Raw genomic sequence first — 15,077 nt, forward strand, 5'->3', positions numbered from 1 at the left:
AGCACGGATATGTTGCAGCTGTCGAAGATCAAAGTGTTGCAACACTTCATGCAGCCGCAGCATTCAGCCGCGCGGCGATCTTGGTGAGCGCGAGCTTGTGCTGGCGCCATGCGGTGCTACGGTCGATGCCCAGCTCATGGGTGATCTGCTTCCACGGCCGCCGGGCGGCACGCCACCAGATCAGGCGTCGTTCACTCTCGCCGAGCCAGAGCACCCAGTCGAAGGTCTGCTCGAGCCGCGAGATCGCGGCGGCCGAGGGCCAGACCCGCATCGGTTCGGGCTCCATCGCGAGGATCTCGCGCTCGGTGCGGATGACCTGCGGCCAGGCGTTGAAATAGCCCTGCACCTTCACGGGTGGCAGTTTGCGCAGGGTGCGGAACGCCTCCTCGAAATGATCGGCGACGTCCTCGGCGGTCCAGATGGGCTCAGCCATGGCGCAGCTCCTCGGCCGGTCGCGGACCATAGAGCCGCGTGCCCAGCTGCTCGACGAGTTCGCGCTCGGGCCAGGTCAGGCGCTGGTCATCCACGTTGATGGCCAGCAGGCCCTGTTCGCGCCAGCCGTCGCGCTTGACCTCATCAGGCGACCGGCGCTGGCCGCCATAGCCCTTTGGGTGGAACCTCATGCCGCACCTCCCCGGGCGTCGAGGGCCCAGAGCAGGATGGCGATGGCATCGGCCTCGTTGTCGTCTTCGGGGCTGAAGCCCTTCGCGCGGGCCGCTTCGATCATGGCCTGCTTGGGCGCGTTGCCCTTGCCGGTGGCGTGGCGCTTGATGGTGCCCACCGGCACGCCCTCATAGGGGATGCCCCGCAGCTCTCCCCAGCTGGTGAGCGAGGCCATCAGCCCGCCATAGACATGGGCTGCATCGGTTCCGGCGTGGCGGCGGACCTCCTCGAACCAGATCGCGGCGACGGGCCCCGACAGGCGGTCCAGTTCGGTCAGCCAGTTGGTGAAACGCAGATAGCGCATGCCGCCGCCGTCATAGCGCCCGGGCCGGAAACTGGCGGTGCCGCTGGTGATGAGCCCCTCGTGGCTACGCAGCGCCCAGCCGGTGGTGGTGCCGAGATCGAGCGCGAGGGTGGCGCAGAACCGTGGTCCCTGTGGGGCCGCGTAAGTCTGCGTCACGCGCGGGTGTTCGTTGGATTGGGTCATGAAAGACCTCCTCTTCGCGTTTTTGAGCGAGGCGAGCGGGCTGGCCGGTGAAGGCTGCGGTCTCGCCAGGCCACGAAGGGTGGTCTGGTCAGTTCATGGGCTGGGCAGCTGGACCGCCCGGCAAATCCTTCAGAACCTTCAGAGGGGCGTCTTTAAAGATTTCCGCCCCTAAGTGGTTGTCCTGTATGTGTAATATATAATCTTTCAATTATTCAATATTTCAATAGGTACCTGTCTCTCTCTTTGAGAATGCGCGTGCACGCGTATAGGGGAAAGGGGTCCTCTTGAAAGATTGAAGGATTTGAAGGATTCCGTTTTTCCCTTTCATTTCGGCTGCTTGTCGGCATTTCGGCTTCAAGGGCCGCTTCAGGCGGATTGAAGGATCTCCGGTCACCCGCCCCAACGCGCCATCCGGTAGACCATGGCCTGCTTGGTCGAGGAGCCGCGCATGCCCGTCGTGATGTCGCCGCTCTCGATCAGCGTCAGCAAAATTTCGTCGCGGTCGCGCGATTTCAGCCATTGGGAGGCGCGGGTGATGTCGGATTTGGTGATCCCCTTGGGCCCGGCGGCGCGGACGATTTCCTTCAGACGCTTCAGATGCGCCTCGGTCTCGGTGTCTGCCACATGGCGCTCGACCGCCTCCATGGTGCGCCTCGCGTAATGGCGCACGAAGCCGATGGCCCAATCCGCCGCGGTGATGTCGATCTCGGGGCGCGCAGGATCGCGCCCGACGGCGACGATCAGCGCCAGCTTCAGCGCGTTCTCTCCGATCCGGGCGAGGATGGCGGTAAAGGCCGTGCCGGCCGCTGCCCGCAGCTCCTCGGTCAGGGTGTCGCTGAGGTCGGCAAACCGGGCGCGCGCCGCGTCGGACATCGGCACGGTCATTGGGTTCACGGCGGTGTTCTGATCGGCGGTCTTGCCGGTCAGGTTGCCCTTCACGGTCCCGCCGCCGCTCGCGACCAGCTGGAGCGCCTGGATCAGCGCGGGCGGCGCCTGCCGGATGCCCACGGCGAGGTTCTCGTCGGGATAGTCCTCATCGCTCGGCAGGATCAGAAAACGCGCGAGCGAGCCGTCGACCACATTCGCGCCCTGCAGCGCGCCCCAGAAATGCAGGGGCGTCGTGGTGCCATAGACGCAAAGGCAGGGCTGATTGATGTCGCGCCGCTCATTGGTGCCGTCGCGGTTCGCATATTCCGCCCCGAGGAAGATCCCGCCCGCGGCCGTGAAGAGCTCGGTCATGTTGTCGAGGATCTCGGTGATATGGCGCGGGCTGCGCTTGCGGTCGGCGGCGGCCGACAGGAACATCCCGAATTCGTCGATCTGGAACAGGATCGCCGGCTGGCGGTGGAGCGCGGTCAAGAGCCCCGCGCCGGAGGCTATCTTGTTGCCGCCGAGATGGTGCGCAAGACCCGCCTCGAAGAAGACCTCGTTGATGATCTCGCGGGCGTGGTTCTTGCCCGAGCCGCTGTCGGCGATCCCCACGACATAGAGGTTCGAACGCAGGTTGCTGGTCGTGCGATACCGCCGCCCCATCAGCGCACCGATGGCGCAGAGGCTCGCCCCGACGCTGGTGGCGTCGAAGGACGTGTCGAAACGTGCCATGGTCTTGTCCTTGTTCAGTTCATTGGGATTGGGGCATGGCCGCGAGGAACTCCGACCACATCAGCGGCAGGGTGTCCGGCAGGCCGTAACGGTTCTTGGCGAGGAAGGCGGGGCGCTCTTCGGTGTGCATGACGCGCGCACCGGACCCGAGCGCCCGGGTCACCTTCTTGTTGAAGCCGACATCGGATTTCGCGACCGAGATCTGATAGTTGGCGAAGAGCACCACGTCCGAATGCTCCTGCAGCAGCGCCGAGGCGCGGGTCTGCAGCTTGATCACATAGCGGTCGTAGGGCTCGTGCTCGGGGCTGTCGAAACGCTTGATGTCGGTATGGGCGATCTGGATGACCACCATGCCTTTGCGGTCGCGCAGCGCGTTGAGCCGGTCGAGATATTCGCGCCAGATGGTCAGCGCCTCTGCATAGCCCTTGCCGAACCCCGGCGCCTCGATCGAGGCCCAGCCGTTGCGCTTGCAGGCCTCGGCCCAGATCAGCGGCTCCAGCCAGTCGACGCTGTCGACGACGACCGTGCCGAAATCGTGGTCCTCGTTCAGCAGCGCGTCGAGCGCCTCGGCCACCTCCGCATAGCTGGTCGCGAGCGGAAAATGCGGGACCTGCAGCTTGCCCAGGCCATCCTCTGTCATGAGGAAAACGGGCCGGTCGGCATCGGCCGCGAAGGTGGATTTGCCAACCCCGGCCACACCGTGGATCAGGATACGCGGCGGGGTCAGCACCGAGGTCGTGCGCAGGGACGCGAGCGAAATGGCCATCAGCGCACCTCCTCGTTCAGCAAGAGGCGGAACTTCGGCTTGCCGGTGCGGACCGTGCGCGCGGGCTCGAAGCCCTTACGCCAGCTTTCCGGCAAAGCGCTGTATTTGCGCTCGGAGACCGAAAGCTTGGTCTCGATGAATTCCGCCGGGTCCTCGCCCGCCGAGGCGATATTTTCGGCGATCTGCGCCAGCAACGCCTGATCCCAGTCGATGCGCTTGGGCAGTTCGGCGATCACGGTGACGCCGTCATCCTCGAACCGGATCGTGCCGGTGTCCTTGCCCGCCTCTTGGCGGGTGTCCTGGGCGCGGTCCGCGTATTTGAGGGAGATGGCGCCGTCGAGCCAGTCCGCGACCGACTTCGCCTGCGTCAGCTGCTCCTCCGCCGCGCCTTTCAGCAGCGCGAGCTGATCGGCGGACAGCGCCGCGATCTGGCCCACCGGCATGCGGTGGATATCGGCTAGGGTGATGTGATTGGAGATCGTCATGTTCCGCCCCCTCACGCCGACATCGGCCGATGGGGTTCGTGATCCACGCCGCGGATCTGTTCGGCCTCGAAGGCCTCGACATCCTCGAGCCGGTAGATCACCCGGCCGCCGAGCTTGATGAATTTCGGGCCTTCGCCCGTCCACCGCCAGCGCTCCAGCGTGCGGTGCGAGATGTTCCAGCGAGCCGCCAGCTCGATCTGGGAAAGGTGCCTGGTCGCCATGTGAACCTCCTTGGGATTTCTGCGAACACTTGCGGGTTCAACATGGCGGAGGGGGTGGTAGGGCTGAGGGAGGGCACCAGTAGGGAAGCCGGTAGGAAAGTCACAAAAGCAAAAGGCCGCCCTGATGGACGGCCTTCGGAATGGCGATGGCTGATCGGATCAGGGCTCGATCCAACAGTTTCCGTCGGCGTATTTGATGAACGAGCGCCAGTCGTCGCGACCGCTGAACACCTTGGAGAATGAATTCGTGCTGTCTCCGTAGCCCGCTTCGAAAAGCACCACCGCCGTCCGGCATTCAGGCGAACCCGACCAATAGGCGTTGAACAGCAGCCCCAGGAGTTGCCGCTGCTTGTCACTGCCGAAGGTAAGGGTTTCGCCGCGCAGCCATACGATGCCGTAGTCATCGGAATGATCGATCGGGAAACGACGCTGCGCTTGCCCGGGGAACACCCGAGCCCCGAGGACCTGTGGCGAGATCGCAAGCGTGGCCGGATCACCAGCAACATCCGCCACGTTGATGATGTGGCTGCGTTTCTGGGCCGTCTCGGGAATGCGCTCGCCGGATGTGGAGGTCAGAATGATGCGGATTTCCTGCGGCGGCTTGCGCCCGATCAGCGCCTCGAGCTGCGTCCAGACCCCCGGATCGCCAAGCCGCCGGGCAAACCAGACGGGCACCGGGGCCTTCGCTCCGGCGAGCTTGATGGTTCCAACCTCCCAGACGAGATCCGTGACCAAGGACGTCGGGCGTGAGGGCCCGGCACGCTCGAACGCCACCAGCATCTTGGCAAGGGCCAGACCGTAGTCGACCCTGCACGCCGCGATGTCCTCATGGGCGACCTTGACCCAACGGCCGGTGCTGTCGTGATAGCCATATGAATTCAGCTCGGCCGACCAGGTGGCCTCGACCGGTTCATCCTCATAGTCATCCATCGCGGCGACGACCGGGACGTGCCCGCTCGGCACGAGCAGCTTGGCCGCGATCAAAGCGTCGGTCGCGCTGCGCGAAACCTGGTGCAGCGCCGATGTCTGGAGCGACATGCTGTGGGCTTCCATGGCCCGCAACAGAAGGTCGATCGCACGCTTACTCAAGAACGTCGCCTTCATCGTTATCGTCCTTCAGGATGCCCCAGAGCCGCAGATACTTTTCGCCGATCAGGCGCTCTTGCGGGGTCATGTCCTTCAGGTTGCAGCCATGCGGCATGGTCACGGTCAGCGACAAAGACTTGCCCCGCCCGCCATCGGGGCCCGGGTGGAACTTGATGGTGAAGCGCGCACGGGTGACCACCCATTCCGCCACGTCGCCGGTGCCACCCAAGACACGCGCGCCTCCGCCGATGTCGAGGCCGATCCGATGTTCCGCCATCCGCCAGATTGTCCGGTCGGCACCCGACATGGATTCGAGCGTGATGCGCTCCTTCGCATCGCCCAGATCCATCAGGCGCAATTCCTTGACAGTCACGCCGGCAATCCCGTCGCCCGGGTCAGTCGGGAAGTCGAAAGGCCGCAGCAGCATGCTGAGATCGTACTCGCGCAGCGAAAGCGACTGCTCTTCATCGAGGGTGATGCCCAGCAGGTCGCGCGCCATGTACCGGGTCAGGTCGATCCGGTCCTCGCGCGTCTTGGCCACGACCTCGATTACGCCGGTCGCGGCCTCATAGGTCAGCGCTGCCTCGAAGACCGGCTTCACGATCCGACGCGACAGGGTGCTGTTGGCGTCGAAGCCCAGCGTGTCCTCGGGACGCCCCTCCCGGTAGACCGCGACCTGGACCAGTTCGCATTCCTCGCCCTCGAGGATCACCCGGTGGCGGTCGAAGATGTCAACATGGACGTTGGGCGTTTCGAACCGCGCACGGATAGCGGCCGTGAATGCGGCGAGCGAGACCGGGTCTTTCTTCACCGCGAGATCGGGATCGACGCCGAACCCGCTCCACGACCGTCCCCGGCGGCGCTCATCATTGTAGCGCACCTCTTCGGCCAGGCGGAACCGGTCGTTCTCGTTGAGGAAAACCCAGAGCGAGCGGTTGTTGGCCCCTTCGAGCGTATCGAAGACGGCGCGGTTCACGACGACGTTCTGCAACGCGTTCTGGCCGGGCTCATCGGCCAGCGCCGCCACGCGGGCCGCATCGAGGACGACGCGCTGCTTTTCGTCATCGGACATGGCGTCGACGGCCTTGATCAGCGACTCTACCACCTCGGGCTCGGGCTTCGGCCAGTCGATGGGCGCAAGCGAGGTGAACCCGCCAGCAGTGAAGTAATCCTGCAGACGGATCACGGGGGTCTTGCGGAGAAACGCCGCGATGGCGGTCATGAGAGCCCTTTCTTTGGCCGGGGAGGAGGACAGAATCGCGAAAATGCGATACGATGTTGTTCGATATATATCGAACAAATCGCCACGTCTACTTGCATGGAACAATCTTGTTCGGCATAGCGAACAAGCGTTCTCCAACCAAGGAAACCAAGGATGATACGATGACCACGTCCCTCGGCGCGAAGATCAAGCGTCACCGTCAGGAAAAGGGATATTCCCTCGACAAGCTCGCCGAGCTGACCGACTCCAGCAAGAGCTATCTTTGGGAACTCGAGAACCGCGATACGCGAAAACCGTCGGGCGAGAAGCTGACCCGCATCGCCCAGGCTCTGGAGGTCACGACCGACTACCTGCTGGATGACAGCGAGGAGCCCAGCGACGAGGTTCTGAAGGAGGCATTCTTCCGCAAGTTCAGCAAGCTCGCCCCCGAAGACCAGCAGAAAATCAACCAGATGATCGACATGTGGGGAAAGAAGGATTGAGTCTGCCGACGACGCCGAAGGGGTGGGCTATCCGCCTGACACAGATCCTGTCGATGGTCCAAGGAACCCATGGCCTTCCGCGGTTCCCCATCGATGTGGCCGCGCTGGCGCAGGATTTCTCGCGACAGGTGTTTCCGGACGCGCCAATCACGATGGTGCAAGGGCTGAAACTCTCCAAGGGCGTCGAAGGCATGCTGCTGCCAAATCCGCATTGCGCGGGCGAGTGGGGCATTGTCTACAACGAGACCATCCGGTCGGCGGGGCGGCGCAACTTCACGCTTGCGCATGAGCTGGGGCACTACCTCCTCCACCGGCAGGCCAACCCGCGTGGGCTGGAATGCACCAGCCGTAACATGGCCGACTGGGATGAGGCCCGGAACAGGATCGAGGCGGAGGCGAACACATTCGCCTCCTACCTGCTGATGCCCCTCGACGATTTCCGCGAGCAGATCAAAGGCCGGATCATCGATATCGACGTGATGACCGAGCTCGCGGATCGCTATGCCGTGTCGCTGACGGCCGCGATCCTGAAATGGATGACCATCACCGACAAGCGCGCGATGATCGTGGTCGGCAAGGAGGGCTTCATCGATTGGGCCTGGTCCAGTGAACCGCTGTTGAAGTCCGGGGTTTTCTACCGGGCACGGCAAGAGGTGATCGAATTGCCGCCAGCCTCGCTTGCCGCGCAAGAGGTGGACGGGGATGACGGGCGCCACGGCTGCCACCATCCGGGCGGCATCTGGCTCGGCTCTGAACCGGTCCACGAGATGACTGTGTTCTCGCCCAGCAATGACCAGATGACGATCTCACTTCTGCTCTACCCCGACCGCGCCCCATCGCGATGGGAAATGGCCGATCTGGAGGAAGAGCCGGTCCTCGACAGCTTCGACAAGTTCATGGACGGCCGGACGGGTTGATTCGCCACGGCCGTCCGACCGAGAGGAGAGCGCAGGGACATATCAGCTACGCAGATTTTCGCCACGGCGCGCAGCGACCGCATGAGTCCGTAATTAGCTGATTTACTTGATATTTTTCCGATTTCGCGACACATTTCGCCTATCACAACAGTCGCGAAAACCCGCCATGTCCATTCCCTCCGAAGACCCGGTTTCCGGGCCCAATCCTCTATACCCTGAACGCATGTCCCCTGATGCCCGGCTTGCCGAGTTGGGTCGCATCCTCGCCGCAGGCGTCGTTCGCCTGAATGCCGGGAAGTCCAGTTCTTTATCGCCCGCCGACGGAGACAGTTCCGTGGACTACCCGCTCCGAAAGAGCGGTGGTCGTCGCAGGAAACGCATCCGCATCGGAGGAATTGATGAAGCATCACAGTAAGATAACGCCGCCTAAACCTAGGCAGGACGCGCGCCTGGACCACAGCGTCCTGTCGCGCATCGTCGCGCTCAAGGCCATGTCGGTGAAAGAGCTGAAGGTTGAATGGGAACGGCTTCTCGGCAGCACCGCGCCGAACAACAGCCGCGCCTTTCTCGAGGCCCGCATCGCCTATCGCCTGCAGGAACTCACCTATGGCGGCCCTGATCACGAGACCCGCCGCATGCTGGACCTGCTTGCCGACGAGGTCGAGGGCGTCTCCCGCCGCAAGAACCAGATCGCGGATCCCCGCAATCCGGTGGCAGGCACCCGGCTGATCCGGGAATGGAACGGGGTCGAGCACACCATCACCGTGTTGAAGGACGGTTTTGAGTGGCAGGGCCGCAAGTACAAATCGCTCTCGGGGATTGCCCGTGAGATCACCGGCGTGCGCTGGAACGGATATCGCTTCTTCGGGCTGCAGGTCCGATCGCGGGAGGTTTGACCATGGACATGAACACACGCCCCGGCCGCCGCCTGCGCTGCGCCATCTACACCCGCAAGTCGAGCGAAGAAGGGCTCGACATGGAGTTCAACAGCCTCGACGCCCAGCGGGAGGCCTGCGAAGCCTATATCGCCAGCCAGAAATCCGAGGGCTGGGTCGCAACCCGCGACCGCTACGACGATGGCGGATTCTCGGGCGGCAATCTGGAACGGCCCGGCCTGAAGCAGCTGCTGGCCGACATCGACGACGGGCTGATCGACGTGGTCGTGGTCTACAAGATCGACCGGCTCAGCCGCGCCCTGATGGATTTCTCGAAGCTGGTCGAGGTCTTCGACCGCAATGGCGTCACCTTCGTCTCGGTCACGCAATCCTTCAACACGACCACCTCTATGGGGCGCCTGACGCTGAACATCCTGCTCAGCTTCGCCCAGTTCGAACGCGAGGTCATCGGCGAACGCATCCGCGACAAGGTCGCCGCCTCGCGCAAGCGCGGGATCTGGATGGGCGGCTATGTGCCGCTCGGCTACGATGTGCAGGACCGCAAGCTGGTGATCAACGAGGCTGAGGCCGCCTCGGTGCGTCGGATCTTCGAGCGCTTCGTCGAACTCGGCTCGGCCACGATGCTGGCGAAGGAACTGCGGCGCGAGGGGTTTCGCAGCAAGCAGGGCACGTTGATCGACAAGGGCTACCTTTATCGGGTGCTCCGCAATCGCGTCTATCGCGGCGATGCGGTCCACAAGGGCAAGGCCTATCCGGGCGAGCACGAGGCCATCGTCACCGACAAGGTCTGGGATCAGGTCGACGCCATCCTGCAGGGCAACCGCCACGCCCGGTCCAACAACAGCCGCATGCAGACGCCCGCGCCGCTGAAGGGCCTGATCTTCACTGATACCGGCGCGGCCATGACCCCGACCGCGACCAAGAAACGCGGCAAGCTCTACCGCTATTACGTGTCGATGGATGTGATCAAGAACCGCACCACGGAGGACGACAGCGGCGATCTCGCGCCGACCCGCCTGCCAGCGGGAATGGTCGAGGACGCCATCGTCACCGAGGTCCGGCGCATTCTGCAGACCCCCGAGGTGGTTACGCAGGTGCTGGCGGCGCTGAAGCGCGATCAGGTGTCCGAGGCCGAGGCCATCGCGGCGCCGCATGATTTCAACGCGCTCTGGGCGCAGCTGTTTCCGCTCGAACAGGCGCGGATTATCCAGCTGCTGGTCCGGCGCGTCACCGTCACCGCCGCCGGGCTCGAGGTCGACATCCGCCGCGAAGGCGTCGCAGGCGTCATCCGCGAGATGATCGCGCCGCGCGACATGGAGGCCGCCGAATGACCCGAGGCAATGACACGATCCGTGTGCTGATCCCCCTGAAGCTGCGCAAGAAGAACGGGCGACCCAAGATCATGCCGCCCGCCGATTACAGCCCGAGCGAGGATCAGACGCAGGATCCGCACATCCTGCGCGCAATTGGCCGGGCATGGGGCTGGCGGCGGCGCATGGAGGCAGGCGAGTTCGCCACGATCCAGGAACTGGCCGAGGCCGTCGGTCTGGCCGAGCGCCACGTCAGCCGCCAACTGCGCCTCGCCTATCTGGCGCCAGAGGTCCTCAAACGCCTGACCTGCGGCCGCGAGGCATCGGCGGTCAGTCTTTACGACCTGTGTTTTCTGGCAGGGGAGACATGGCAGGAGCAGGTCGAGAAAGCAATCAACGCCGATCAATGACGGCTACTAAAAGCCTCAAACGACCGAAATCACTGGTCTAACCGAAATTTAATGAGTCCTTCCGCTGCCTTGATGTAAGGATTTTCTTCAACGGGAACGGTCCTCGTTATATCCTTGTAGCCTGACCAAGTGCGCCCATATTCTGACAGCTCGGGCGCTGAGCAAACGACCGTCAGCCAACTACCTTCCGGGCTACGCTTGAGCCGCGTCAGCGCAGCGTAAACGGAAGCCAACCCATCGCTGCCGATGGCATGGCCGACATGAACAACCAAAAGCCGTGTCTCCCACCCTTTGAAACTATGCAACGTTGTGGCTTTGACGCGCGCATCGCCCATGAAGAATCCCATTTTCTTCCGGGTCTGCTCGAGTTTGCTTCTCTCGAACGTATGGACTGTACGGACACCGCTGTAGGTGCCAAGCTCGTCGACAACTTTTCGACCAAAATCGATGTCGTTGCATATGAAAGTAATGTCCGCGTTCGCGAGGCCAGCCTTTCCGGTCTCTCGCATCATCGCAAGCGTGGCGTCGACACATTGACGTTCGGAGTCCTCAGGGCTGCACTGAACCCATTTTAACGTACATGGCTCCACCTCCAGATTTCCCTGAGCAGTATCCGGAAGATCAATCATGTCCTTGGGAAGAAACTTGGTTGCGAAATCTTGTGATGCCTTGAGCGCGTCAAATGGAAGTCGATAGCTGACTTCAAGTCTGGACCAATCGCCCGTAAAACCTGCACCGGTCATGGCTTCATCGGTCCAGCTGCGCGCTGTGCCGTAAATATCTTGGGTGGTATCTGCTACGAGCACCATCTCGCCATCGGATTTACGACCATTCCGCAAGGCGTTCCACCACAAGGGAAGAAAATCCTGTCCTTCGTCGACCAGGATCGCGTCGTACTTCGTGCTTTCGGCGCTTTTAGCCGCTTCGGCTGCCAAACTCGGCACGTCAATATTCAAGATTGGAGTAAGTAATCTGTTGAGTTCCCGCTGCAGTGGCTTCAGGAGGTCCCTTTCCCGTTGCGGTGGCAGCTTCTGCGCCCGTATACGCTCTATCTCGGCGTTGAGCGGCCAGATTGGCTTGAACAACTCATCGTATGCTTCGCCCATGTCAGCCTCAAGGCACACGTCCTTACACCAATCGTGAAAGTGAGCAAAAACAACATTCTGCATCTTGCCGCGCACAGGAGAACCTCTCACCACGAGGTCCCGCAAGTAGTGCCAAAGCGTAATATTGAATGTGACGATCAGAACCGACTTATTCTCTGCTATCAGACGCGAGGCGCGGGCAGCGAGGACAAGAGATTTACCGGAGCCAGCAGGGCCTTTGATGCGTCGAAATCCGGACTTCGTCCGTGTATCGGCGAGATCACTTTGACGAGCGTCCAGCGCCAATTTCTTTCTCTGCTCTTTCGCAAAATCTGGCTCGACCAACCAGCCGCGCAAATCATCCGCAAGGGCCGGACGCATCAGGTTCGAATGAGACAATGTTGCATCAGGAAAAACCGCGGCCAGATCTCCTGTCATCAACTCATGACGACCGCTGACTGGCAAATATCGACCTGCCGACTTAACCTCACCGTCGCTGAGGAAGGATTTTTGCAATTCACGAACGCGTTTGCCATCCGCAAATGGGAAGATCACTCCTCCGGTAATAGCCGCAAATCCCGCGTTTTGTTGCAGTCTGGGGCAATAGAGATTGTATATTCGTTCCTTTTAGCGGGCTATTGCCGAGAAGGGATTGCTTCGCTCATGAGAAAAATCTCTCCCGTCCTTCCGCGCCCAAAGCTCCGTCCGATGGGAGTTAATGTGCTTCGGAAAGTACTCCATGGCATCCAAGTTCCAGTCTTTTACTTCGAAAACTGCGATGCCAATAGCGGGATGCATCAAAACAAAGTCAGGACGTAAGCCGTTCAGGTGAGGCTGAACATATATTTCCCATTTCGGGTCAAGATTTCGATGAAAAAAATCAAAAACGATCCGCTCGCCTTCCGTCATTTCCTGGCGCAGGCGCGGAAGGTCTTCTAAAGGCGGCTCAATAAACCGCTCGGGCAACTCAATCATAGCAAAAGCTCCGTGCGCGGCGCATCTGGTTAAACGCCCCACTAGTCGTCGATGAACCCCACGGTACGCCCTGGTTCACCTTTGGGCTTGAAGCTGGACCTTCGTTCTGCATCTTGTTGATACTGTGAAAATTCTTTGGCGGCCGGGAGCGCAAGACTTGTACAAAAGATTGGCTGAGGGCCACGCTACGAAGTTCATCCAGGATCGTCCAGACCGTGATAACAGACTGGTTGAACTCGCCGCGGCGCAAGGCCGCACTGTCCGCCTTTCATGAATCCGTTCCCTCAAAGAAGCCCGGCCGCGTGATCGAGCGCGTATCCAAGAATGTGCGCCCTGCGTTTGGTAGCGTCCATTTGGCCCAATGGGACAAGGTCATGAAGGCTGTGTTCGCCGTTCGGATGGCGTCTGCCCGTGAAACTGATGTCTTTGCAATGACCGGAGACGAGGAGAAGGCCTTTTCTGAGCGATCGGTCATTCTTGCCGATCTTTTGTGTATCGCGCGCGCCGGAGAGAGTAATTCGCACATCAATATCGCCGCCAATATTTCGCACCACGCCATGTCGAGGTTGATGGAGCGCGGTGCTTCGACCCCCGAGACACTGAAGGCCGATGTTCTCCAGATCCTTCAGAAGGCACGCTCCCTTCGCACCATGTTGTCTTCAGGCTTCGAGCACAACCTGACCAAGCTGAAGGACGACATGACGTACGACATGCTCATGCCTCACGGTGACGGGGCATTGGTCTTGCGCACGCTGCGCGTGAATGCTGCGGCCAAGTCATTCTTTCCAGACGCCATGCCAGTTTTTTCGATCCGGACATACTTGGAAAGATCGATGCTGGGACCGCGCGATCTTGAACGCATGGCAGGTTTCCGCATCTCCCGCGATGCAACGGTTTCGGTAGAGGACTCGCGGCACATCCTTGCATGGATTCAGGGGAATGCCGAGGAAACGGATCCTCGGCGAAGGCTGGTGATCTCCCAAGAACCTGGTGAGGGCTCACCCGATAGTCTGCCCTGATCCCGGGCGAGGCCCCTTCACACCGGTTGCCTTTTGATCTGCTCTATCTCTACAGTTCCCCGGAAGCTTCGCGCAAAACTCCCAAGACATACCAACGACCACGCCGCCCGTTTCGTCGCTCCGTCTCTATCGAAACAAGCCGGAACCAGCGAAACGCGGGCGCAACGCGACCCCGTCAGTTCATTGAAATGTATGGGGGTTTTGAATCCGTCTCGACGCAAGCGAAGGGCGGGTGGAAAGAGACGGTGGGCGTTCGGAGACCGATCTCGCGCGGCAGGCCAGTCTCCAAAGGGCGGGTGGTCCTTGCAAACCCCTTTGGCACATAAAGAAAAAGGCCCCGCGAGGGACCTGTTTTCGGGTTTGCAATGTGCAAGTGGCGGAGGGAACAGGCCTGACGTCCAACCTTCTCCAAGCCAAACTATTGTTTTCGCGAAAAAGCTCTTGTGCCTGATAAGGTTCAGAGCGGCCAGTTTGGGGCGCATGCGGCGATCGCATTGAGCAGCCAGACGGACCGAGCCTGATCCAGATCAACGTAAAGCCTGCCTCATAGTGTAATGCAGGTCCTGAAACATCCAATTTTGGGAGCCGTCGCGATGCCAAGCCGGACAATTGCTCCTTCTTCAAAGAAGATAACGGCCCAGGCTCTTATCCTTTTTCTCGTCGTGACGTTCTTGATCACGTGGGGGCTCATCGGGATCTATGTTTTCGCACCCGAGATGGCGGCTGCCACCTTCGGCGAGATCAGCGGATCACATCCGTTCTTCTTTCTCGCTACATGGTCCCCGGCGATCGCGGCCTTTGTCGTGGTGTTCTTCCATTCAGGCGCGTCCGGCCCCCGCGCCTTTTTCTCCCGGCTGTTGCTATGGCGATGCTCGTGGGGCTGGGCGGCATTCATTCTGCTCTTCCTGCCGCTCGTCTTCGTCACGGGATCGCTCATCAAGGGAGGCCCGATCCTTACGCCCCTGCCGCCTGAAGGGGCCGGCCCGATGGTGGCGGTGCTGTTCATGATGCTTCTTTTGGGTCCGGTCGAAGAGTTTGGTTGGCGCGGCGTCATGCAGCCACTGCTCCAGCATCATATGGCGCCAATCTGGGCCGGCCTTGTCATCGGCGCGACCTGGGGGTTCTGGCACCTGCCGGCGTTCTTCCTCTCCAGCACGGTCTACGCCGACTGGAACTTCCTTCCCTTCTTCATCGGGAACGTGACGCTCGCTGTTCTCGTCACGCCGATCTTCAACAGTACGCAGGGCAGCCTGCTCTGGCCGATGCTGTTCCACTGGCAGCTCATCAACCCATTCTGGCCGGATGCGCAGCCTTGGGACACGATCATTCTGGTCGCCGTGGCCGTCGTCGTCGTGTGGTGGAACTACGGCACGATGTTCACTCGTGATGGCGCCGTGACCGAAGTCATCCCGGCCGAACGCGCCTTCGCCCCAAGAACCGCGAAGTGACCG

General features: G+C 61.5%; 18 protein-coding genes. 7 read left to right on the top strand and 11 right to left on the bottom strand.

Features of this window, described 5'->3' with window-relative positions; all coding sequences use genetic code 11:
* Positions 1–46: 46 nt before the first annotated feature.
* The 9 genes from ACNR9W_RS08055 to ACNR9W_RS08095 all read right to left on the bottom strand — a co-directional run bounded on the left by ACNR9W_RS08055 (position 47) and on the right by ACNR9W_RS08095 (position 6,532).
* Positions 47–433 carry a DUF6362 family protein gene (locus ACNR9W_RS08055; RefSeq protein WP_419271624.1) on the bottom strand — a complete coding sequence of 129 codons (387 nt, stop codon included), beginning with the start codon at positions 431–433 and terminating at the stop codon, positions 47–49.
* Entirely contained in the window at positions 426–623 is a 198-nt protein-coding gene (locus ACNR9W_RS08060; protein WP_419271625.1) for a hypothetical protein, read from the bottom strand. Before ACNR9W_RS08060 ends, ACNR9W_RS08055 begins: the two co-directional genes overlap by 8 nt.
* The gene (locus ACNR9W_RS08065) at positions 620–1,150 is read right to left on the bottom strand and encodes a crossover junction endodeoxyribonuclease RuvC (protein WP_419271626.1); all 531 of its coding nucleotides are present in this window, start codon (positions 1,148–1,150) and stop codon (positions 620–622) included. Before ACNR9W_RS08065 ends, ACNR9W_RS08060 begins: the two co-directional genes overlap by 4 nt.
* A 390-nt stretch (positions 1,151–1,540) precedes the next feature.
* Positions 1,541–2,752: a DUF3987 domain-containing protein gene (locus ACNR9W_RS08070; protein ID WP_419271627.1), complete on the bottom strand. Its 1,212-nt coding sequence runs from the start codon at positions 2,750–2,752 to the stop codon at positions 1,541–1,543.
* A gap of 19 nt (positions 2,753–2,771) precedes the next feature.
* Positions 2,772–3,518: an ATP-binding protein gene (locus ACNR9W_RS08075; protein ID WP_043869389.1), complete on the bottom strand. Its 747-nt coding sequence runs from the start codon at positions 3,516–3,518 to the stop codon at positions 2,772–2,774.
* Positions 3,518–4,003, bottom strand: coding sequence for a hypothetical protein (locus tag ACNR9W_RS08080; RefSeq protein ID WP_419271631.1), 486 nt, complete (start codon positions 4,001–4,003; stop codon positions 3,518–3,520). The genes ACNR9W_RS08075 and ACNR9W_RS08080 overlap by 1 nt, the downstream gene beginning before the upstream one ends.
* An 11-nt stretch (positions 4,004–4,014) precedes the next feature.
* Positions 4,015–4,224, bottom strand: coding sequence for a helix-turn-helix transcriptional regulator (locus tag ACNR9W_RS08085; RefSeq protein ID WP_043869387.1), 210 nt, complete (start codon positions 4,222–4,224; stop codon positions 4,015–4,017).
* Positions 4,225–4,383: 159 nt separating this feature from the next.
* The gene (locus ACNR9W_RS08090; protein WP_419271632.1) at positions 4,384–5,328 is read right to left on the bottom strand and encodes a hypothetical protein; all 945 of its coding nucleotides are present in this window, start codon (positions 5,326–5,328) and stop codon (positions 4,384–4,386) included.
* Positions 5,306–6,532 carry a hypothetical protein gene (locus ACNR9W_RS08095; RefSeq protein WP_419271633.1) on the bottom strand — a complete coding sequence of 409 codons (1,227 nt, stop codon included), beginning with the start codon at positions 6,530–6,532 and terminating at the stop codon, positions 5,306–5,308. Before ACNR9W_RS08095 ends, ACNR9W_RS08090 begins: the two co-directional genes overlap by 23 nt.
* Before the next feature lie 161 nt (positions 6,533–6,693).
* On the opposite strand from ACNR9W_RS08095, the gene ACNR9W_RS08100 reads away from it, so the two are divergent.
* The 5 genes from ACNR9W_RS08100 (at position 6,694) to ACNR9W_RS08120 (ending at position 10,547) form a co-directional block, all read left to right on the top strand.
* Positions 6,694–7,014, top strand: a complete 321-nt coding sequence (locus ACNR9W_RS08100; RefSeq protein WP_206892583.1) for a helix-turn-helix domain-containing protein — start codon at positions 6,694–6,696, stop codon at positions 7,012–7,014.
* Positions 7,015–7,109: 95 nt separating this feature from the next.
* Positions 7,110–7,931: an ImmA/IrrE family metallo-endopeptidase gene (locus ACNR9W_RS08105; RefSeq protein ID WP_458478473.1), complete on the top strand. Its 822-nt coding sequence runs from the start codon at positions 7,110–7,112 to the stop codon at positions 7,929–7,931.
* Between the two features lie 491 nt (positions 7,932–8,422).
* On the top strand, positions 8,423–8,827 hold the full coding sequence (locus ACNR9W_RS08110; RefSeq protein ID WP_458478728.1) for a DUF2924 domain-containing protein: 405 nt from the start codon (positions 8,423–8,425) through the stop codon (positions 8,825–8,827).
* A 2-nt stretch (positions 8,828–8,829) separates the two neighbouring features.
* Positions 8,830–10,158, top strand: a complete 1,329-nt coding sequence (locus ACNR9W_RS08115) for a recombinase family protein (protein WP_419271511.1) — start codon at positions 8,830–8,832, stop codon at positions 10,156–10,158.
* Positions 10,155–10,547, top strand: a complete 393-nt coding sequence (locus tag ACNR9W_RS08120; RefSeq protein WP_419271513.1) for a hypothetical protein — start codon at positions 10,155–10,157, stop codon at positions 10,545–10,547. The genes ACNR9W_RS08115 and ACNR9W_RS08120 overlap by 4 nt, the downstream gene beginning before the upstream one ends.
* Positions 10,548–10,576: 29 nt before the next feature.
* Here ACNR9W_RS08120 and ACNR9W_RS08125 read toward each other — a convergent pair whose 3' ends face one another.
* Positions 10,577–12,187 carry a DEAD/DEAH box helicase gene (locus ACNR9W_RS08125; protein WP_419271514.1) on the bottom strand — a complete coding sequence of 537 codons (1,611 nt, stop codon included), beginning with the start codon at positions 12,185–12,187 and terminating at the stop codon, positions 10,577–10,579.
* A gap of 72 nt (positions 12,188–12,259) precedes the next feature.
* Positions 12,260–12,607 carry an NERD domain-containing protein gene (locus ACNR9W_RS08130; protein ID WP_419271515.1) on the bottom strand — a complete coding sequence of 116 codons (348 nt, stop codon included), beginning with the start codon at positions 12,605–12,607 and terminating at the stop codon, positions 12,260–12,262.
* Between the two features lie 215 nt (positions 12,608–12,822).
* On the opposite strand from ACNR9W_RS08130, the gene ACNR9W_RS08135 reads away from it, so the two are divergent.
* Positions 12,823–13,626 (top strand): hypothetical protein, encoded by an 804-nt coding sequence (locus ACNR9W_RS08135; protein WP_419271516.1) that lies wholly within the window; start codon positions 12,823–12,825, stop codon positions 13,624–13,626.
* Positions 13,627–14,180: 554 nt separating this feature from the next.
* The gene (locus ACNR9W_RS08140) at positions 14,181–15,074 is read left to right on the top strand and encodes a CPBP family intramembrane glutamic endopeptidase (protein WP_419271517.1); all 894 of its coding nucleotides are present in this window, start codon (positions 14,181–14,183) and stop codon (positions 15,072–15,074) included.
* Positions 15,075–15,077 lie beyond the last annotated feature (3 nt).

This window comes from Paracoccus sp. T5, from assembly GCF_048538155.2.
Lineage (GTDB): Bacteria > Pseudomonadota > Alphaproteobacteria > Rhodobacterales > Rhodobacteraceae > Paracoccus.